Consider the following 20,162-nt stretch of genomic DNA (forward strand, 5'->3'; position numbering starts at 1 on the left):
GATACGTATATATGCATTACGAATAACCATTATGGATAAATAACAAGGAGGAACAAATATATGATTAGAAAACAAATGGATAGTCAATCAGTGGAGTCAAATGATTATCTAAAATCGTTAGTGGGCAAAAAAGTAAAAGTATACAGAGGGGGACCAGAATCTTGTGAAGGTAGGCTTTTAGATGTTCAGACCGATTATGTTGCACTAATGCCAGAGCAATCAAACGACAAAGCAAAAAATAACAACGCACAAAATGATAACCCAAAAAACAATAACTCGAAAAACGACAACGCAATTATTTATTATAACTTAAAACATGTCCAGAGCATTAGTGAAAATTTAAAAGCTAATTCTATTGAATCTAACTTACGAAATGTCCAAAACATCGTCCAAAGCATCAATGAAAGTATTTATAGTAATTTAAAACAGGTTCAAAGCATTAGTGAAAATTTAATAGCTAACTTAAAACACGTCCGAAGCATCAGTAAAAATTCAGAAGCTAACGATGTTGAATCTAACTTAAGACATATCCTAAACATCGATGAAAATTCAAAAGCTAACTCTGTTGAATGGTCGATCGATTTTGACGGCCATCCAGAACTGGTATCAGCGAATAACTTTACAGAATTATTAAAAAAATTTATCGGCAGTATGATCAAGGTGAATCAAGGCGGTCCTGAATCTAAAAAAGGAATAGTGCTCGCTGTTGCTGGTAATTATATGGCTCTCTTAACGGAAGACGATGGCATTGTATTTTATAATATAACTCACATCAAAAGTGTAAGTGTACAAAATACGAGCCAAAATATCGATCAAAATATCGATCAAAACACACCTCACAACAATTCCTCTATCCTTAATAATTATTTTAATGCCATCAATTTTGATGACATCCATGCGCAAAGTTTCGATGAGTTATTTGATTATTTTGCTTATAAATGGGTCTCTATTAACCGCGGCGGTCCTGAAGCGGCAGAAGGAATTCTTGTGCAAGAAGAGGGAGAACATTTTACACTGGTAAACAATGATGAAGTCATTCGGATTTACCCTTATCACATTAAAAGCATTAGTATTGGTACAAAAGGCTTTCTCAAACAACAACAAAAGCAAGAACAACAAGAACAACAGCAACAACAAAATAATGAAACTACTGAGAATTCCAACACCAAAGATTGGGTTATGTCAAACAAAGTAGAAGATAATAGCACATCGGACAGAGATGATCATACAAGTCGAAGAAGCTCTTCACAGGAAACCATCGTTGTAGAAGTTGACAGAACATCGGGCAGAGAACAGCGGACAAAAGCAGAAGACAACAGAACATCGGATAGAGAACAGCGGACAAAAGTAGAAAAAGTAGAATATGAAGTCAAATATGACAGAACATCGGGCAAAGAACAGCTTACAAGTCAAAGAAGCTCTCCAAAAGAAAAAATCGTTAAGGAAACAATCGTTAAAACGATTGATTATATTTGGGATCCGAAAAAGTAAATCGTTTCTTATTCCCTACTTTAAAATTGTCGACGTTCATGAATAAAAATCATCATTTCTCGCCAACAGCTCCTTTTGAATCGCTTCCTTGTCATTTTGTTCCTATATTTCGTAAAAGATCGGAAAATAGTTATATGTGTTGTAATGCCGATTGCCAGTCGTTCTTTGGTGTGAACAAGAAGATCATTGTCTAGTAGATGCACATTTGTGCATCTACTACTTGCTTTTATTCTGTTGAAAGGAGGGAGAAAATGAATAACCTAAATTCTTTAATCGGAAAGCCAGTAGAAATGGAATTATCTGGGAAAGTCCTGTTGACAGGAATACTTGTCGATGTAGGATTAGATATTATTGTGATTTATAACGGAAAAGAATATTTATATATTCCCCATTTGCACATTCACAACATCAGAGTATCTACGAACCCACAGACGGAATTATCGGATGTGATCCCTGAATCACCTTTTGATGAAAATGAGATGATTTCCTATCGGAAAACATTAATCAACGCGAAAGGTCGTTTTGTCGAAATTTATGTGACAGGAAATAAATCGATCCATGGCTATGTTACGGCTATTTTAAATGATTACTTCGTTTTCTATTCACCGGTGTATAAAACGATGTTTATTTCTTTAAATCATCTGAAATGGCTAACCCCTTATCAGACAAACATTACTCCATACACGCTAGGCAATGAAGTGCTGCCAGTAAAACCAACCGACATGCCACTACAAAGGTCATTAGAAGAACAGTTAAAAAAATTTGAGGGACAGTTAGTCGTATTTGATTTAGGCGACCATCCGATGAAAATTGGTTTGCTTAAGCAAGTACAAAACAACATTATTGAACTTGTAACAGCTAGCGGAATATCCGTATTTTGGAAACTAATACATGTAAAAACGATTCATCTTCCTTAATAAAATAAACTTCCCTCTCTGTAACGCCAAAAGCTCATGTACAGGGGGGGAGTTATTTTAGCGCAAGGTGCGGATGATAAAAAGAGACTGATTTCCTCATTCACCAGATAAAAAACAGCAGTATAAGGTAAACACGATGGCCGGCAGAATGACAACAAACGTAATTTTAATATAAGCAGCTCATGAAATCCTTTTATGATGTTTCTTCAGAATGTGCAGCCACAATAGCGTAGCTAATGTCCTGATCGGTAATAGCAAGGAACCGATATCGCTTCCGATAATTTTAGGCATAGGGAGTGGTCAACTTTTCGACAAAAACTCAATCCGATTGTGGAACGGGTCGCGAAACGAAAACCGCTTCACCCCCGGAATCGGTTTTTCGTCTTTGGTCGGAACGCCATTTTCTTCTAGGTAGCGGCGCACTTCATCGATGTTTTCGACTTCAAATGCAGGATGGCTTTTGCTGTTGTAGCCGTCACGGTCTTCGACGCCGATATGAAGCTCGATATCGCCGACTTGGTACCAAAGTCCGCCGTTCGCTTTTAGGGAGTCCGGCTTTTCGATTTCCATAAAACCGAGCAAAGCGGTGTAAAAGGCGCGCGCCTCATCTTCGGCGCCAAAAGGAATGCAAATTTGTACATGATCCAATCGTTTGACAGTAATCTTCATCCTTCTCCCCCACCTTCAAATGTTTCTTTCATGCGACGCGTAAATAGAAACGCCGCGACAGCAAATAAAAAGATCACCGCTTCGATCAGCCAAACGTTTGTGACAACATGTGCTTGGTATAACGCAGGCGCTGTATCCATCAACGCGTGCAGCAAAATCGCATAGATGACATAACGGAAATTCCGTTTGCGCACACCAAGCAAAACGAGAAGAGACATCGCGATATGAAATACGAGCGCCAACGCCCGCTCTAACCCACCCAATATATACATGGCAAACGGCGTATGCAAAATTTGATCTTTAATGAGTTCCGCCTGCCCGTCCGGCAATGTCGGGGCGATCGTTTTGTCAAACATTCCGGATTGAATCAAGCTCGCAAGCACCAACGCATTGACTGCTCCAAACACGCCGATCAAAATCGCTTCAATGCCGCCGTGCCCAAGCCCGAACGACAGCCCGTCTTTATATTCATGATGTTTTTTCAGCATCCAGCGAAAGCCGACATAGCGGCCGACTTCTTCAAAGACCCCAGCCGCCAGCGCCGCATACAGGACAAACAGCGCCACGCTATCCGTCCATTTTAATGAGGTTCCGCTCGGGTCAATCATCACCACATGCAGCGCTTTTTCGAGCACCTGCGAAAATAGCAAAAAAATAAGAATGCCGACGCCGAGAGGCTTCCATGACAGCCATTTCTTCTTATGAAAGTAAATGAGCAAACCAAGCGGCACTAAAAGAGATATGACTAACTGTGCAGCCATCCCGGCAATGCTTAACGAGTTTATCATTTGCGTCTACCCTCTCCTATTTATTTCCATACTTTCATCCGCTCGGCCAGCGTCGACGTATGCAATTCCAATTGCGTACCGTCCGGATCAAGAAAGTTGACTGAAAGACCGCGGCCGCGGCGGGTCGGTTCCCGGACAATCGTCACCTCGTTCGCTTTTAGCTGTTCGACCGCTTCTGCAAAATCCTGTTCATCGATAAAAAACGCCACATGGTCCACGCCGATCTGTGGACGCTGTTCTGCCATGTCCGAACGTTCCTGTAAGCAAATCCACGCGCTTCCCCATTCTAAGTACGCATCCTTCCGGCCACGATGAACGAGCTTCATTCCTAATACATCTACATAAAAACGAAGTGAACGGGCCAAATCTTTCACATTGATGGTCACATGGCTAAATCCTTGCACTTTCATGTGTTCCATTCTCCTAGCTTTTTAGATTCCTTGTTCCAAATTGTTGATATCCACTTATTCATCCTTATTATACCATAAAAGGAAAAAAGGAGCGAATGATTCCCGCTCTTAAACTAGCAAAAAGATGATGCAAATAAGGACGCCGTTTGGCCGTGTTGAGTTTATACATTGGAAATCAAAAACAAACCTCACACCTGAACACTTGACCTGCGGCCATGCGCGTTTATCATATCTTTTAAAATCCTGTCAGCCACACGGCAAGCAAACGCTCGCTTCTCCCCCGCTTCGACGTCAGCAAGAACTCCAGCGCCTGGCAAAGAAATTTTCTCGTCTCTGCCGGATGGATCACGTCATCGATGAAATGTTTACCGGCTGCTTTATAAGGGGAGCTGTCAAACGCCCAATGTTTTAACCGTTCTTGGCACAGCTCTTTACGGTTTTCCACTTTTTCAAGCTCACGTCCGTAGACAACGTTAATGCCGACTTCCTGGCCGGGTGAAATTGATTTCCGCACTCGGCCAAGCAACGACAATATCCGCCCCCATTCCCGGCCCGCACATATTTCCGTAAGCAGCGCCGATGCTTTTGCGAATGACAATGGAGATTTTCGGAACAGTCGACAACGCCATCGCCTGATTCCAAACCATGATTTTCGTCGCCATTTTCGCTTTTTCCGCTTCCGTGCTGATACGAAAACCCGGCGTATCGTGCAAAAAGATTAGTGGAATGTGATACGAATCGCATAGGCAAATGAATTCCGCCGCCTTTTGGCATTCCTGCGGGCCCGGCGCACCGGCGTACTGGCTTGGTTGATTGGCAATGATGCCGACGACATGTCCGTTCATATGAGCCAATGCCGTTATCAAAGCCTTGCCAAACTTTTTCTGATACCCAAAGAACCGGCCGTCATCGACAAGACAGGCGATCATTTTACGCATATCATAGACGCGGCTGCTTTTTTCTGGCAAAATCGTAAATACCTCGTCCACCATTCAGTACGGGTCGTCATTCGTTTTTTCCATCGGCGGGCGTTCGTTTCCGTTTTGCGGCATATAGGCGAAAACGTTTTTAACTGTTCGATGCACTCTTCTTCTGTCTCACCGTCGGTGTCAATCTGCCCCGTATATTGGTAATGCACGTCCACACCGCCTAATTTTTCCGACGTCACCCGCTGCCCGTTCGCCAGCTCAAGCATTCTCGGCCCAGCGATCGCCATGCACGTTCCTTTCAGCTGGGTGGCAAAATCGCAGCTTACCGCGGTCCATGTCGGGCCGCCGTAGCTATCGCCTAAAATCGCCGCCATCGTCGGCACTTGACGGTGATGGGTAAGCAGCTCGCGCGGAAACAGTTTCTCGCTAATCCCGTCTGATCCCATTCCGTCCGGCATCCGCAGTCCGCCGCCTTCATGCAGGAAAAACATCGGCAGGCCATTGCGTACAGCAAACTCATGCATTTTCCTTGACTTGCGGATATGCACATTTCCTTCCGTTCCCGCCAATACCGTTTTATCCCCTGCTATAATAACGGCAGCGCAGCCGTTCACTTTACCGATTCCAGCGACAAGACCGTCCCCATAGCTTTTTTCTCCCATTCCGCTTTGGTCCGATGTATTGAGCTGGCCAAACTCGACAAATGTCCCTGCATCGACCAACATGGCAATCCGCTTTCTTGCCGTCAACAATCCTTTTTCTGCTGCCTGTTGATTTTGTCCATGCCGCCGCCAAGCAGCGCTCTTTCTTTTCTTGCCAGCAACTCTTGCGTTAAATGGCGAAGATCGCTCATGCTATCTCTCCTGTTCTTTCCTCAATAATTTTCGCAGTACTTTTCCCGATGGCGTCGTTGGCAATTGTTCGATCAGTTCGACATAGCGCGGGTATTTGAAGGCGGCCATATGTGCTTTCGCCCATTCAATAATATCCTGCGCGCCAATCTTTCCTTCATACTCTTCTTTGACAACGACAAACGCCTTCGGTACTTCCCCTTTGACCGGATCAGGCACGCCAATGACCGCGCATTGCTTGATAGCTGGATGCTGGTTCAACAGTGCTTCTACGTCTTCCGGAAAGACACTGTAGCCGGAAACTTTGATCATTTCTTTGAGGCGCCCTTGGAAAAACAAATAGCCATCTTCATCCAAATAGCCAATATCTCCGGTATATACCCATCCGTCTCTTAATGTTTCGTTCGTCGCGTCTTCACGGCGGAAATAGCCTTTAAACACGCCGGGGTTTTTGACGACAATTTCTCCTGATTTTCCGGGATCAAGTTCCGCCTTCGTTTCCGGGTCGACGATGCGGATTTCCGTATCATACGTCGGAATGCCGCATGAACCGAATTTCACTTTTTCTTCCGGCATAAACGTATCACACGTATGCGTTTCGCTTAAGCCATAAGCAGCTTCGTACAGCAGGCAGCCACCTGTTGCCTGCGCCCATTTCTCGGCTAATTCTTTTGTCACTTGCAAGCCAAAACTCGTCACTAAATTGCGCTTTAAGCTCGATAAATCGCAGCAGATGCTTTCTGCCGCCTGCAAAATCGCAACGTTCATCGGTGCAATGCTGTACCATGCGGTAATTCGGTATTTCTCGATCACCTTTATCGTCGCGAGCGGGTCAAACCGTGTAAACAATACGCATGGATTTCTCGTATATACAGGAGTATTTAATCCCATCACCATCCCGGCGATATGGCACAGCGGCGAGTGCGCCATCAGCCGTTCTCTTTCCGTCAGCCGATTGGCGTGCGCTGAAGCGGCGGTTTTAAACAACGCGTTTCCATACGTCAGCATTGCCCCTTTTGGCCGCCCCGTCGTTCCGGACGTGAAAATGATCAGCCCGACATCGTTCCATAAATCTAGTGATGCGGCACCTTCATATGGAGAACAAGTATCCATGATGGAGGCAAAATCATCGGCGCCGTCACAGCGTTGTTTCGGCTGCAGCAGCTCCCCGCAAAGCGGAATATCGCCGTCTTTAGCTGCATAATCCCTGTAGTGGCAAGTGACGATGAAGGACAGCGGAGAAGTTTGCTGCTCGGCGTTCTTGACGCGCGCCAATCCTTCTTCGCCAGTCACAATTCCCACTATAGGCACTTCGGCAAAGAAATACGCCAGCTCTGACTCGCGGTACATTGGATTGAGCGGAACGACGATGCCGCCGAGCTGCTGAATGGCAAAGTGGGCAATGATGTACTGTGGGCAGTTTTGCATGTAAAGCGCGACATAGCTTCCTTTGCCCACGCCTTTTTCTTTCAAATAGCGTGCGAAGCGGTGGACATGATCAAGCAGCATCCCCTACGTGATCGTGCGATCGTAAAAAATATAAGCAGGCTCATTTGCCTGATGCAGGCCATGATGGCGCAAATATTCATATAACGTTTTTTCACCTAGCAGATAATGCAATTGTTTTGGCAAGCAGTCCGGCCAGTAAAAATGCGTTTTCTCCATCTTACCACCATCCTTTTAACATTCTAACCGGTTAGTATGCCGTGATAACAAAAATAGTAAGCGTTTACAAATATTCAGTTAAACAATATGCCTGTTTCCATTTGCTCATCACCACCGCTCGCGTGTTTTTTCATTCCTTTGTGCAAGTTAATATTCTGAATATTTTTTCTATATCGTAACCGATTCATGTTCCATAATCAATAAAATAACATTTATGAAACATTCATTTTTAAGGGCTTTACAAGTATTAAATCAACCATTAATCAAATTCATTAGTTTCTATTAAATATGTGGTCAAATTGTGGTCACGTGGTCAAGAAGGTGGAGTCTTACTCCACCTTCCTTTTTTCAATCCTCCTTCACCGTTAAAATACCATCGTGTGCGTGTTCAAAGAACTCACACGCCGCCATTACTCCATCGATAAACGATTGCCCACTAACATTTGATATTGCATCGCAATCTTTTAGGAATTAAAGAGACTAATCCACGAAATATGGATAAAAAAGTTCCTACTCAAAGCGAGTAACGGGTTCCGTTTTAAGGTGCAGAAGTGCCATTTGACATGATCAATGACCAGGGCTTTGGATTGTCAATTGATACGAATCAAGTCTAGTTTCCAATCAAAAATGGCTAATCCGATTTTGGGGTCAGCCATTTTTATAACAATAGGAAAGTTGGGGCGTCCTGGTTATTCTGAATCATTTGGATTCACGATAGCGAAGTGTAAATGATCTTCCCACCTTCCGTTAATCTTCACGTTCTTCTTGGAAAGCCCCTCCTTATGGAATCCTGCCTTCTCCAAAACTCGAATCGACCCGATGTTATGTGGCATGACTCCTGCTTCAATTCTGTGCAACTTGAGAACCTCAAAGGCATAGTCAACAACCAGGCGCACAGCTTCAGTAGTATAGCCATGTCCGTTGTGCGATTGATCTACATAATAGCCTAGCCAACATGTCTGTAAAGGACCACGGACCACTTCAGTCAACTCAATGACGCCAATCAGTTCATCAGTACCGACGAGGAAAATGCCGAACGTGTATTGCTCGTCCCTTTTCATCTTCGCCAAGCTGGTTTGGATTCGATTTAGCTGATATTCCTCCGTATAGAACTCCCTGGGCCTATCTGGCGTATACCGTTGCCAAAATTCCCGGTTTCTACGGTGCATCTCTGTCAACGAACCCACATCTGTATCCTTTAAAAATCGCAAATAGATTTTGTGTCCCACCAATTTCATCTTTCCTTATCCCTTCTTTACATATAAACACCACAGGAGTCCTGTGATGGATGGGGTATCTCGTCTCATAGAAATTGGCATTAGAAATGGCACTTGAATTGGCATGCAATTGACACTCTCCACATAAATTCTTTTCATCTTCTCATCTTCGAGATAGTTTAAACTTTCTCCTGTCAAAGTGAATGACTTTATTTGAAAAGCCTTGTAAAGACAAGGTAACTTTAGAAGCTAAGTTTAGGTGAGTCCTTTGGAGAAAAAGAAGGGAAAAATAATAGGAAATTTTGGTAATGAGGATTTATAGTAGCATTTCTGATGGAATGACAGTGTTGATGATATTGAGGAGCACTTCTTCGTCCATCTGAACCAGTTCCAAACAAACAGGACAACGCATTTGCCAACGATTTCGAACACTGAATCCATCACCTCCTCACTATTTCTATATCACATAAATTAAAAAAAAAGCCCTGCCAAACGGCAGAGTTCTAGCTTGTCGACAAAATTGGCGATCTGAAAAGAACCTATGGGCTCTTTAAAGATGGTGTTGATGAAACCATCAATTAATGATTTATTCCGTTTGCGAGTCGAGGAAAGGAGACCCAAATGATGAGCCAAAGATTTTTTGTTTTCGTTTTTTAGAAAACGCGCCGTCTCCCGAATCTTAATAGAAAAAGAGCAGCGATTAAGAAAAATGGAATAAATCTTCTTCTAAAGCCGGTGCGAAGAAACATTCCTCCCCGTACTGGATCGACCCATTCTATTACTCCTCTATGAACCCATCCATTACGATCGATAACCTCAACCGGCTCTCCCTGATATCTTCTTAAATATTCCATTTTATCCCCTCCTTTCTTACACAAGAGATTTTGGAATAGGAGGTACATGAACCATTCTCATTCATTTTTTTGAATAAGGCACCCGATAGGAGGCGCAGAATACAGTGACTTTACGTTCATCGGTATGCTAGATGATGGGCTTGCTTTCCATCCATGTTTGTCCAAGCGGATATTTTGAAAAAGGACAGACCATGAACAATCTGTCCTTTTCCATACAATACACGAAACCACCTATTCCGTTTAAATGAGGAATGAAAAAGGATGTTTAATGTCGCCTTGTGGGGATTAATAACCGCCTAGACCCGTACAAGAACATCCTACAATGATAAGCAAGACAAACAGGACAACAATTAAGGCAAAACGGCTCATATATAACACCTCCTATTTATGGAAGTCAGCTTGCTTTTTGTTAATATTGACTCCAAATAGAAGCTCCTACAATAATTAATAAAATGAACAATACAACAATCAACGCAAAATTGAAGCCACCGTAGCCGCCATATCCATATCCTGCACCACCATAACTTCCATATCCCCAACACATAATGTTTCACCTCCTATGGAGTATGAAGGGATTGCTAAATATCCAATCCCTGCTTTTAAGGTATGTTCTTAAAAAAGAGTTAGATTGGATAAATTCATCAACTGATAAGTAAATTCCATATTTATCTAATAGATATATAGATACTATTTAATTGCGTTTCTAATCATCCTACCTCCCTCGTCCTGCTCAATACGACAAAAAGAGGCATTTTCCTACATCATTTTCTTGTCAAATCTCGGCGTTATTTACGCCTAACCTCCCCGCGCACTCTCTTGTACGTATCTCTGTGAACGCCCATTAAATCCAACAACTCATTCAGTGTCCGTTTTTCATTTTTCTGTTTAAGCTGTGTCCACTTCCTTTTTTGTTGCTTATTCAACAGATCCTTCATCTTCATTTGTATCCCTTCACTCAAAAGACATACAAAAAGGAATGCCTTAGAATTATCTATTGTTCACTCTTCATGAACAATTTTTCCTACTCATACATATATTGTCATGAAAGGAGGAATGAGCATGGATAAACTTGCGTTCTTGTTTTTAGCTTGCATCCTTGCTGGTTTTGCACTAATAAAACTTCCTTTAGCCGGTTCACCTTTGGCTGGTATCCAACCAATAACGTCTTTAATTGGGATTTTAGCTATCCTTGTTTTTTCATTAGTCCTCATATTTAGAGGAATAATAGCCCTAGTAGGCAAATAAACTTTATGGACTCAGGCTCTTGCCTGAGTCTGGTTTCTAATATGCACCTAGCACTAAGAAGTTCTTAAAAGAAAAAACGCCACCCCAATCAGAGTGGCGCCCTGCTAAATAACCATCAGGAAATTTACCCATAAGAAAAAAGGATCCAAAGGGTCCTTATTTAGTTTGATGACAAACTCAACCAAGTGAATTGTCTTTTTTAGTTCTAATCTCTTCTGTCATTTCTTCTTCTTAACCCTAACAGTCCCGCTAAGCCAACTAAACCGATCCAACCCCAATCTGTATCGTCGTCATTATCATCATTGTTATCCGTAACGTCCGTATTTTGGGCCATATCAGTTATTTTGTTTGTATTGTTATCGATGTCAATGCTGTTAGTTTGAGCATAAACAGCCATCCCACAAAGCATTAATGTAACTGATAGAGCACAAAGTGAATGGAGAATCTTTTTTAACACGGTTTTCACCTCCTTTTAATAGCTGTTAACTTTAATATGCCCAATTAAAGGAACAATTATTCTTTAGATATAATTTCATCCATTTAGAGGTAAATTATCCAAAAAAAGAATTAACGTTTGATTACAGACGTAAGAAAAGGAGAAATCCATCTTTACACAAGGCATAGATCGTTCCACAAAAGAAGGGGAAAGTAGTTATTATCAAATGGGTTAAAGATAGAGATGGACGATTACTTTGTTATTCTAATCCTATGGAAGAACTAATTTCTTGCATAATCTGTGGTGCTGCAAAGCGATGCCTCGGCGGTTAACGGAGAACGATAGTGGAATAAGACATACAAAAAGACCGGTTTTGTGGCTTAAAAACCAACAATGAAATATAACAGAGACAATCATTAAAAAATAAAAGCTTGCGGCACGCAAGCTTTTCGGTTAACAATCCGAACCTTTCACATTGAGCGGCGGTGGAACTAGCCAACCTTTTTCTTTGTTCATTCTAAGCAATCTAGCGCCATATTGCGCTTTTTTCATGTGAAATTGACCATACATTAAAGCAATGTCTTCCCTGATGCACTGCCCCATCATTGTGCTGCATGCCACTAAACCGGCTGCAATATCTTTACTAAGCATTGCAGCAATTTCCGGGTCAGTAAATCTCGCACCGGCAGGAATATCTTCCAAACATGCTTTTGGCCGTTCTGGCGGTGATGGCGGAAGTGCTATTCCATTTTCTTTTAACAAGTTTTCGGTTTCTTGTATTTCCGGTTTTAGAACATTTTCGATACTATCCTCAATAAAATTTTTTAAATCCTCATCACCTGTATGGTTGAGTAATGTTTGATATCCGGATAATAATCCTTTAGCCGTCAGTAAATACGACCATACACCAAATACTTCTCCATAGTGCATTGGCTCTTCTTTTGGATTACCGCTTAAAATTCCCATCATAACCCTCCTAACAAAATCATATGTCTTTTCTTTAGATAATATGGATTAATTGAAATGCAATTATGCAAAAAAATTAAAGTTCTCAAAAAAAACTTATTGTGTTATTGGAAAAAACATTGTAATTTTGCACAAAAATTGCCGGAAATAGTTAAGCAACTTATTAAAAAAAAAAAACACAAGTCCAATGATCCATTTCAAATTGCAAAAAATGATCTTATTCGCGGAACTTGGAAATACTCTTTATAGTTCATACAAACGGATTCAGTTCATTCATCTTCATAATCAACTGGATGAAATGATGCAACGTTTTGTATGCGCCCATGAACTTGGACATGCCTTTTTATACCCGTAATCCAGCACCCTTTTTAAGGGCTAAAACCCGATTCTCTGTTGAAAAATTAGAAATGGAAGCCAACACGTTTGCTGTTGAATTACTACTTTCAGATGACGTTATGACTCAATACCAAGCCTGACCATATATGATGCAGCAGAAATACATCGCCTACCAAAGGAACTTGTCTATCTAAAAATTTAACCATCAAAAAGGGAAACGGCCGCACACTTTCTGAAAAGAGAAGTGCACGGCCATTGGTTAAATTTGGGTTCATGATGACTATCTTTGTGACATTGCTGGACGGTGCGGACGATGCATTTTATGCGTAAACTTACGAATGTAAGGGAGAACCCAGTGGTCAAGGCCATATCTGCCAGCATTCGCACCCGCTACCAGAATGAACACCGTTAACAATACCATTTGCGGGTTGGTGCTCGTCGTTCCCGAGAACATAAACGCAAAGTTCATGACAGCGCCCATTAGTGCAGCAAATGTTGTGAAAATGCCGAGAATCAGTGCAATGCCGACTAAAAATTCTCCCCAAGGCACGAGTACGTTAAACAATCCGACGTTTGGCAGGGCGAAATGTTCAATAAACGCAGCCCACCAGCCTTGCACCGCTGGATGTTCCCCTACTGCTTTGGCGAGCGCCCCTTTCAAAAATCCCGATGCGTCAAATCCTTCCGTTATCTTATGCCATCCTGCGGTGATCCAAGCATAGCCGAGATACAAACGGAACAGCACCATGATGACGGAAGCACTCGTATGTTCGCGAAGCCATTTAACCATATCCTCGCTCCCCTTTTATTTTTATTGTTCCTTACACTTTTATCGTACTACTTTTTGCGGGAATTGAAACGACTTTGCTCATCATTTCACAATTTGTTAAGGAATTTATTACAGCATTCGCAACATTCCTTATAACGATTTTTCGCCTATTGACAACTGCTTTTTTCTATATACAAAAAAGTATATAGAAAGATAGGGTGGGGGGAAATATTTACGATGAAACCAAGATCATCGATCATACCAACCAATCCGTCCTGTTTTCCCGGCAGCCAAAAGATTTTAGAAGAAGGCCTTGTGGACCGCAACGTATATCCTGAAGTACCGATGCGGATTGAATTATACATTAACCGAAAAAGGGAGTGTTCGGCAAACGGTAATGGAAGCGATTAGGCGGTTGGTGCAAACGTGGATGGATGCTGAAAGACAGCGGTTACATAAGATGACACATAAACAAAAGCCAGTCTGAAACTGGCCTTTACTTATATGTCAACAAGCGGCTCAGCCCTTTGAATTCTAAAGCTCGGAAAGCCTGCTCCACTTTTTCCTTGTCTACGTTCCACTCCGCCTCTTCAATTCGCAGCGCTATCGGAAGATCGCAATAAATTTTTGCTAGTTTTCTAGAAAGGTGCAGCATCTCTTCATGTTCTTGCAGTTTTTGCCGCTGCGACTTTGTCAGAAGGGGAAGATGTTCGAGGATTCCTTCAATCGAACCGTACTGGCGCACTAATTTTAGCGCTGTTTTTTTACCGATGCCACGCACCCCTGGATAATTGTCGCTTGCATCACCCATTAATGCTTTGACATCGATCCATTGTGATGGCAGGATTCCCATTTCCTTTCGAAAGCGTTCGAGCGTATACATATGATAATTACCAATCCCTTTGTCCAGCAAATATACCATTACCGTTTCGGAAAGAAGCTGCAGCAAATCTTGATCCCCTGTCAAAATGGCAATGTCCATTTCGTCTTTCCATTGCTTGGTGATTGTGCCAATGCAATCATCCGCCTCCGCCCCCAGTACGCCAATGTTTGGAATATCAAAAGCGGAAACAACGTGCTTGACTAGTTCAAACTGCGGGACAAGCTCTAATGGCGGCTCTCCTCGGTTCGCCTTATACATCGGAAACATTTCCGTTCGAAACGTCGTGCTCCCCATATCCCAGCAGCAAACGACATGCGTTGGCTCTATATGATGGACGGCAGCGATGAAATGCTTGACAAATCCATAAACCGCGTTTGTCGGGACCCCTTCGCTTGTGAACATAAAATTCCCATGAAGTGCGGTCGCATAAAATGAACGAAATAAGAGCGCCATCCCGTCAATAAGCAGTAGCTTTTGGCTCGTTTGCGTCATGGTTGTTTTCTCCTTCCGGTTTTGTTAACATAACATTTTTATCGTATAAATAGTGGTAATCGTGCAGTTTTTTACATACAATACTTCGAGAGCATTGCCAGGCGGCCAACGTTAAGGTCTCTGTGCTCTTATTTTTCATGACGGGAATCAGGCCGCGAACATATAGAAAGAATAGATCGATGACGGTCTAACATATGGATGGGCGGCAAACAAGGCTTCAGTACCCTTCAATAGCTATGATAAAACAAAGTGTATCGAGATGGCGCAACAGTTTTGCGGCAATGATGTTTCGCTTAATCATTATAGCTGTTTTTTCAAGATAATTTTCGGTTCTCCCTTTTCGTCCGTATACGTGCCAATGGTATCAAATATCCATGGCGTAAATTTAAAATGAGCATGTTCCGCCATTTATTTTTCGTTGTTGTCGTTACAACGGAATAGCCATGCTCTTTCAGCCAGTCGTGCTGCATCGTCATTAATGTCGAGCCAATCCCCTGCCGGCGATACGCGCTGTCGACCCCGCCAATCCAGCTGTAAAACTCATTTGCACCTTGTTCATATCCCAATTTAAAACCGACAACTTTTTTGTTATCCAAAGCGACAAGAACAAGCAGCCTGTCCACTTTCTGCATTTTGTTGCGAATATTCTCCGACGATGTTTGAAAAATAGTTTCATACAAATTCATGATTTGTTCGATCACATCTTCCGGAGGCATGCCTTCGTATAATTGATATTGCATTTTTCCACCTCTTTTCTGCATGTTTTATACTTGTCTTATTATAATTAATTCTTCTAAATCTCACCATCTTCATCTTATTGTTCTTCCTAATAGATAGAATCTAAGTTTTTTGAGAATCGAAAAATCGTTTAGGAAATACACATAAACACAGACCGCCGCTTCGCGTGAAAAACAAACGTGCTTATTGAAATATCATGATTCTGCTGGATAAAAAACTGGCTTGCAAATAACACCCCCCTCCTTCATTCCAATCAGAAGGAGGGATTTGCCTTGATTTCATGTTATGTGACTGTTTCGCAGCGGATTTCTTGCATTTCTTCTTTATCTGGGAAAAGGAGGCTAAATATAATCCCAGCGAGCATGGCAATAAAGAAAGTCGTAAAACGAGAGCTGATGATCGCCTCAAGAGGTGAGGAAATCCAAACGATCGTGCTGATAAATCCGGCAATGATCGTCGCAATCACACCAATACCGGAATATCGTTTCCAAATGAACGTCAAAATGATCGCCGGCGACAGCGTACATCCGACTCCCGCCCACGCCCAGCTGACAACAAGATAGACTAGCGATTCAGAGGTTAACGCAATGATTAGCCCTGCTATTCCCACGATAATGACAACAATTCTTGAAATTTTCACCAATTGTTTTTCCGTTAATTTCATTCCTAACGCGTTTCGAATAATATCTTCACTAATGGAGCTGGTGACGACGAGGAGTTGGGAATCGGCTGTTGAAACGATCGCAGCGAGAATGCCAGAAAGCAATATTCCCGCAATCCACGGCGGCAAAAGGTCTAACGTCATATACGGTAAAACTGTTTCTACATCAGCAAAATGATGTCCTTGATACAACGTAATGGCGGTAATTCCGATTAAAAACGCGCCACTATAAGCTAAAAGCGTCCATACAATCGCCATGATGCTGGCGGTTTTTGCCTCTTTGTCATTTTTCAGCGCCATAAAACGCACGCTTAATTGCGGTTGGCCGCCAAGAAAGCCAAAAAACCAAGCAAAGTTGTTAAACAGCAGTAATCCTAAGGCGAATCCAGTCACTCCGCCAGTCCACGAATCAATCCCTGGCTCAGCGGCTTGCAGCGCCTGGCTGATGGATAAATCTCCGCTATAAATATGAAACAAAGCGACAATCGGAAGCACTACTAGCGTCGCAAGCATAATTAAGCTTTGGACCATGTCTGTCCATACAACACTTATAAATCCTCCTACATACGATAAAATAACCACAATGATGGTACTGACAATCATTCCCATCACAGGATCAATACGAAAAACAGTGAAAAGGGTTTTTCCCGCCCCTGCAATTTGTGCACCAAAATAAAACATCATAAAGCTAAGAATAAGAATTGTAGAAATCCATAAAATTATTTTTCCGTGCGCTCCAAACCGCTTAGCTAAATAACCCGGCAATGTCAGCACTTTATATTCATTTGTTTCTTTCATAAACTTCTTCGCTAAAAACAGCCATGAAAAGATAATTCCTAGCGAAATTCCGATTGCTACCCAAATTCCCGATAGACCGGTCGCAAACACAAATCCCGTATATCCTAGCAACAGCCAAGCAGACTCGCCGGTAGCTCTTTCCGAAAATGCTAAAGCCCATCCTGGCAGCTTTTTCCCACCTAAAAGAAAATCGGAATGGTTAATATCTTTTTTACTATACAAATAACCAATGACTAACATAAATAAGCAATATAGAATAAATTCGGCCATAATGATCGTATGCAATGGGTCCCACTCCTTTTTGACTGGTTTACAAATGGACGTACGCACCCGTCTGTTTTGCAATCGCTCTTTCATACATCATTTCCGCAACAACAAGGTCAAACAGCGCCATACCGGTAGACTTGAAGATAGTCGGACAATCCGATTGAAAAGTATGGTTTACCTTGTTTGTGACGACTTTAGAAAAAGCAATCATTTGCAATTCGGTTAACCAACTCCTTTCCATTGGATAGCGGATATCTCCGCTTTCCTTTATGGCATCCAGCGTGTCGACAAATATGCATGTCGCATTTTTATATAACGCATCAGGAAATTCTCTCATATGAGGTTGGTATGAGCCGATTCCAACAATTAATTTGCCGTTCCATATATTTGTTTCATCTGGCAGCACAGGCGTTGATGATGTCGTAGCGGTGATGATGATGTCGGATTGCTGAACTAAATCGAGTGGTTGAGCGGCAATGTGGATTTCCACTTCGGATGGAAGACGGTTTTTCAGTGCAGCAATAAAAGCGGGATACTTTGAAGATGTTCGATTATACAAGTAAATGCGGTCAATGCTGCGAATCTTGCAAACGGCTAGCAACTGATATAGCCCTTGATATCCGGTACCGATTAGCCCGACGGTTTTGACATCGGCTGGAGATAAATAATCTACCGCTAGCCCTCCGATTGCTCCTGTGCGCAGACCGGTCAAAACGGTACCATTGAGCAACGCTTTTGCGCTTCCGGTTTGACGGTCTATTAATATAACCATTCCTTGCGTTACAGGATGCTGTCGATTACCAGGAAAAACGCTTACAATTTTCAAACTAAACGATTGGTGGGCAATCGAAGGCATTAGCAAAAACGTATTTTCATTGTCTTGAAGCTGAGTTCTTAGCGGCATCTCGTACTGTTTATTTTCATAGAGACAGTATGCCCGCTTCATCGCTTCCATGACATCTTTCATCGAAACGGTTTCGAGCATTGCTTTTTCATCAAGCACTAACATGATGCGTATCCTCCGTTCCTCTTTATGGAAACTGGCCTTGCTCTTGCCTTACAGCATTTACACAACAGCATCTTCCAACACTAAATCGTTTTCCGCGAATCGTTCGAAACGCAAAGGGGCGAGATCAATCGTTTTATATTTTCCGTAATAAATTAATTCGGCCAATCCTATACCGACTCCCGGCGCCTGTTGCATGCCATGCCCGCTAAATCCGAGCGCCATATAATACCCATGCAGTGACGGGTGTTTTCCAATAATGGCGTTATGGTCTGCCGTATTAAAGCTATACAGCCCTGCCCACGCCGCCGTTATCTTCACCGCTTCAAAGTTTGAAATGCGATGCGCCAAAATTGGCCACATTTGTTCATAAAACAAGGAACGTGTCACGGTGAAATCAATTCCCGGCTTTGTATCTTCGGAAAAGCCCGATAAAATTTTACTTCCTTCATGACGAAAATACACGCCGGTTGGATCAATGGTCAGCGGCAATTCCTTTTTTAGCGGTGTTGCTATATCAAATTGGAAAATTTGCCGTTTTAACGGATGAACCGGTAACGGAACGCCGATTTTTTCGCTAAGATATACTCCCCATGCCCCAGCGCAATTGATCACGATCGAAGAGTGATACACGGTGCCGTCTACGAGCCGAACTCCGCTCACTTTGTTTTCATCGGCGGTGATCGTTTCTACTTCTTTATAAATATATTCCACCCCTAATCGCTGTGCATTTTTCTTATACCCTTGCATCACCGAATAAGGATCTAAATAGCCATCTTCATGGCAATAAAGCCCGCCCGCTAAATCATCGATATTTAGTTCTGGAATGATGTCCAATAACTCTTGGGCTGATAATACCTGTGACGGAACACCGTATCGGTTTTGCAGCGAGCATTGTTTTTTCAACGATGGAAGCATTTCTTTCGTAGCCAAAAAGAGATATCCGTTTTGACGAAAATGAATCTCCGCCGGTTCGCCATCGATCGCCATCGTTTGCGGAAATTGCTTATATACTTGCAGACTATATCGACTTAATTGAATGTTAATCGGCGTTGTGTACAACTGTCGAATTCCTCCCGCGCTTCTTGGCGTAGACGAGAACTCGTACAAAGGATCTTTTTCAAATACAATAATTCTGCCATCAAAGCCAATTTTTCGAAGATGAAAAGCTACACTCGATCCCATTACTCCTCCGCCGACAATGATAATATCCGCTGTTTTCATCAAATTTCTCCCCCTTCATAGACATATCAGCCCTGTCTGCCTATTATGACTTCCGCTCATTCGTTGCACGCACACCCTTCAACAATAAAAATAACTCGCGACAATGCTCCCTCCTTTTGTAAACGAAATGATCACGGCAAAACAAAAAGCCAGTATACATCATCACGCAAAATGACTATACTGGCCGATGTCTATTGGGCGCATCGTCGGTAAGGACGATGCAGACAGACTACGCAGTATTTCGATTTCCTTTTCTCCAACGAAACAAATCCAACAAACATTTTTGTTATTATTCAGATTATTCTGCATCTACAATCATTATGCGCCTTTCTTAAACAAAGTAGGAGTTTGGCAATTGATTCGTTATTTTGGCAACCGTAACCGTTTTGGACGATGATTGGTAGAAAGTAAAATAATATTCGAACTGAATGATGTTGAAAAAATCCATTGAATGAACCTCTTCTACCTACATTTCATCTCGAGGCGAGAAACTTCTTGAGAAAAATGTTAAACCAAAATCAATGGTTTTACCTTCGTCTTTTCACAATAC

General features: G+C 42.3%; 20 protein-coding genes and 3 pseudogenes. 5 read left to right on the plus strand and 18 right to left on the minus strand.

From position 1 onward, the window contains the following. Positions 1-60: 60 nt before the first annotated feature. Entirely contained in the window at positions 61-1,491 is a 1,431-nt protein-coding gene (locus HT574_RS16405; RefSeq protein WP_175245427.1) for a hypothetical protein, read from the plus strand. A gap of 251 nt (positions 1,492-1,742) precedes the next feature. Next, on the plus strand, positions 1,743-2,408 hold the full coding sequence (locus tag HT574_RS16410; RefSeq protein WP_175245428.1) for a DUF2642 domain-containing protein: 666 nt from the start codon (positions 1,743-1,745) through the stop codon (positions 2,406-2,408). A gap of 180 nt (positions 2,409-2,588) precedes the next feature. On the opposite strand, the gene HT574_RS16415 is transcribed toward HT574_RS16410, so the two are convergent. The 10 genes and pseudogenes from HT574_RS16415 to HT574_RS16460 all read right to left on the minus strand — a co-directional run bounded on the left by HT574_RS16415 (position 2,589) and on the right by HT574_RS16460 (position 10,335). Next, positions 2,589-2,699: an ArsB/NhaD family transporter gene (locus HT574_RS16415; RefSeq protein ID WP_175245429.1), complete on the minus strand. Its 111-nt coding sequence runs from the start codon at positions 2,697-2,699 to the stop codon at positions 2,589-2,591. A gap of 9 nt (positions 2,700-2,708) precedes the next feature. Then, positions 2,709-3,077: a VOC family protein gene (locus HT574_RS16420; RefSeq protein ID WP_175245430.1), complete on the minus strand. Its 369-nt coding sequence runs from the start codon at positions 3,075-3,077 to the stop codon at positions 2,709-2,711. Continuing rightward, complete coding sequence (locus HT574_RS16425) at positions 3,074-3,865, minus strand: YhfC family intramembrane metalloprotease (protein WP_175245431.1); 792 nt, start codon at positions 3,863-3,865, stop codon at positions 3,074-3,076. Before HT574_RS16425 ends, HT574_RS16420 begins: the two co-directional genes overlap by 4 nt. A gap of 20 nt (positions 3,866-3,885) precedes the next feature. Then, complete coding sequence (locus HT574_RS16430; RefSeq protein ID WP_017436050.1) at positions 3,886-4,275, minus strand: VOC family protein; 390 nt, start codon at positions 4,273-4,275, stop codon at positions 3,886-3,888. A 235-nt stretch (positions 4,276-4,510) separates the two neighbouring features. Continuing rightward, positions 4,511-6,057: pseudogene (locus tag HT574_RS16435) on the minus strand (acyl-CoA carboxylase subunit beta). 1 nt (position 6,058) lies between these two features. Next, a pseudogene (locus HT574_RS16440) lies at positions 6,059-7,720 on the minus strand (AMP-binding protein). 689 nt (positions 7,721-8,409) lie between these two features. Next, positions 8,410-8,958, minus strand: a complete 549-nt coding sequence (locus tag HT574_RS16445) for a GNAT family N-acetyltransferase (protein WP_175245432.1) — start codon at positions 8,956-8,958, stop codon at positions 8,410-8,412. A 632-nt stretch (positions 8,959-9,590) separates the two neighbouring features. After that, entirely contained in the window at positions 9,591-9,791 is a 201-nt protein-coding gene (locus HT574_RS16450; protein ID WP_175243482.1) for a hypothetical protein, read from the minus strand. Between the two features lie 285 nt (positions 9,792-10,076). Then, positions 10,077-10,160, minus strand: a complete 84-nt coding sequence (locus tag HT574_RS16455) for a YjcZ family sporulation protein (RefSeq protein WP_071532941.1) — start codon at positions 10,158-10,160, stop codon at positions 10,077-10,079. A gap of 40 nt (positions 10,161-10,200) precedes the next feature. After that, complete coding sequence (locus tag HT574_RS16460) at positions 10,201-10,335, minus strand: YjcZ family sporulation protein (protein WP_017436055.1); 135 nt, start codon at positions 10,333-10,335, stop codon at positions 10,201-10,203. Positions 10,336-10,850: 515 nt separating this feature from the next. On the opposite strand from HT574_RS16460, the gene HT574_RS16465 reads away from it, so the two are divergent. Further along, the gene (locus HT574_RS16465) at positions 10,851-11,036 is read left to right on the plus strand and encodes a hypothetical protein (RefSeq protein ID WP_175245433.1); all 186 of its coding nucleotides are present in this window, start codon (positions 10,851-10,853) and stop codon (positions 11,034-11,036) included. Between the two features lie 205 nt (positions 11,037-11,241). Here the strand turns inward: HT574_RS16465 and HT574_RS16470 are convergent, their stop codons facing one another. Together HT574_RS16470 and HT574_RS16475 are read right to left on the minus strand one after the other, a co-directional pair. Continuing rightward, on the minus strand, positions 11,242-11,493 hold the full coding sequence (locus HT574_RS16470; RefSeq protein ID WP_017436058.1) for a WGxxGxxG family protein: 252 nt from the start codon (positions 11,491-11,493) through the stop codon (positions 11,242-11,244). Positions 11,494-11,925: 432 nt separating this feature from the next. Beyond that, on the minus strand, positions 11,926-12,438 hold the full coding sequence (locus HT574_RS16475) for a DUF3231 family protein (protein ID WP_017436059.1): 513 nt from the start codon (positions 12,436-12,438) through the stop codon (positions 11,926-11,928). 138 nt (positions 12,439-12,576) lie between these two features. Here HT574_RS16475 and HT574_RS16480 point away from each other — a divergent pair. Then, positions 12,577-12,976 (plus strand): annotated as a pseudogene (locus HT574_RS16480) (ImmA/IrrE family metallo-endopeptidase). A gap of 78 nt (positions 12,977-13,054) precedes the next feature. On the opposite strand, the gene HT574_RS16485 reads toward HT574_RS16480, so the two are convergent. Continuing rightward, positions 13,055-13,564 (minus strand): DoxX family protein, encoded by a 510-nt coding sequence (locus HT574_RS16485; RefSeq protein ID WP_175245434.1) that lies wholly within the window; start codon positions 13,562-13,564, stop codon positions 13,055-13,057. Positions 13,565-13,780: 216 nt separating this feature from the next. Between HT574_RS16485 and HT574_RS16490 the strand changes: the two genes are divergently transcribed. Beyond that, complete coding sequence (locus tag HT574_RS16490) at positions 13,781-13,954, plus strand: helix-turn-helix domain-containing protein (RefSeq protein WP_175245435.1); 174 nt, start codon at positions 13,781-13,783, stop codon at positions 13,952-13,954. Positions 13,955-14,039: 85 nt separating this feature from the next. Here HT574_RS16490 and HT574_RS16495 read toward each other — a convergent pair whose 3' ends face one another. The 5 genes from HT574_RS16495 to HT574_RS16515 form a co-directional block, all read right to left on the minus strand. Next, the gene (locus tag HT574_RS16495; RefSeq protein ID WP_175245436.1) at positions 14,040-14,918 is read right to left on the minus strand and encodes a 5'-3' exonuclease; all 879 of its coding nucleotides are present in this window, start codon (positions 14,916-14,918) and stop codon (positions 14,040-14,042) included. Between the two features lie 314 nt (positions 14,919-15,232). Then, on the minus strand, positions 15,233-15,658 hold the full coding sequence (locus HT574_RS16500) for a GNAT family N-acetyltransferase (protein WP_254698708.1): 426 nt from the start codon (positions 15,656-15,658) through the stop codon (positions 15,233-15,235). 281 nt (positions 15,659-15,939) lie between these two features. Next, positions 15,940-17,400 (minus strand): sodium/proline symporter, encoded by a 1,461-nt coding sequence (locus HT574_RS16505; protein WP_175245437.1) that lies wholly within the window; start codon positions 17,398-17,400, stop codon positions 15,940-15,942. Positions 17,401-17,425: 25 nt separating this feature from the next. Beyond that, positions 17,426-18,391, minus strand: coding sequence for an ornithine cyclodeaminase family protein (locus HT574_RS16510; protein WP_175245438.1), 966 nt, complete (start codon positions 18,389-18,391; stop codon positions 17,426-17,428). 57 nt (positions 18,392-18,448) lie between these two features. After that, positions 18,449-19,615, minus strand: a complete 1,167-nt coding sequence (locus HT574_RS16515) for an NAD(P)/FAD-dependent oxidoreductase (RefSeq protein WP_175245439.1) — start codon at positions 19,613-19,615, stop codon at positions 18,449-18,451. Positions 19,616-20,162: the final 547 nt, after the last annotated feature.

This window comes from Parageobacillus sp. VR-IP, assembly GCF_013357975.1.
GTDB lineage: Bacteria > Bacillota > Bacilli > Bacillales > Anoxybacillaceae > Saccharococcus > Saccharococcus caldoxylosilyticus.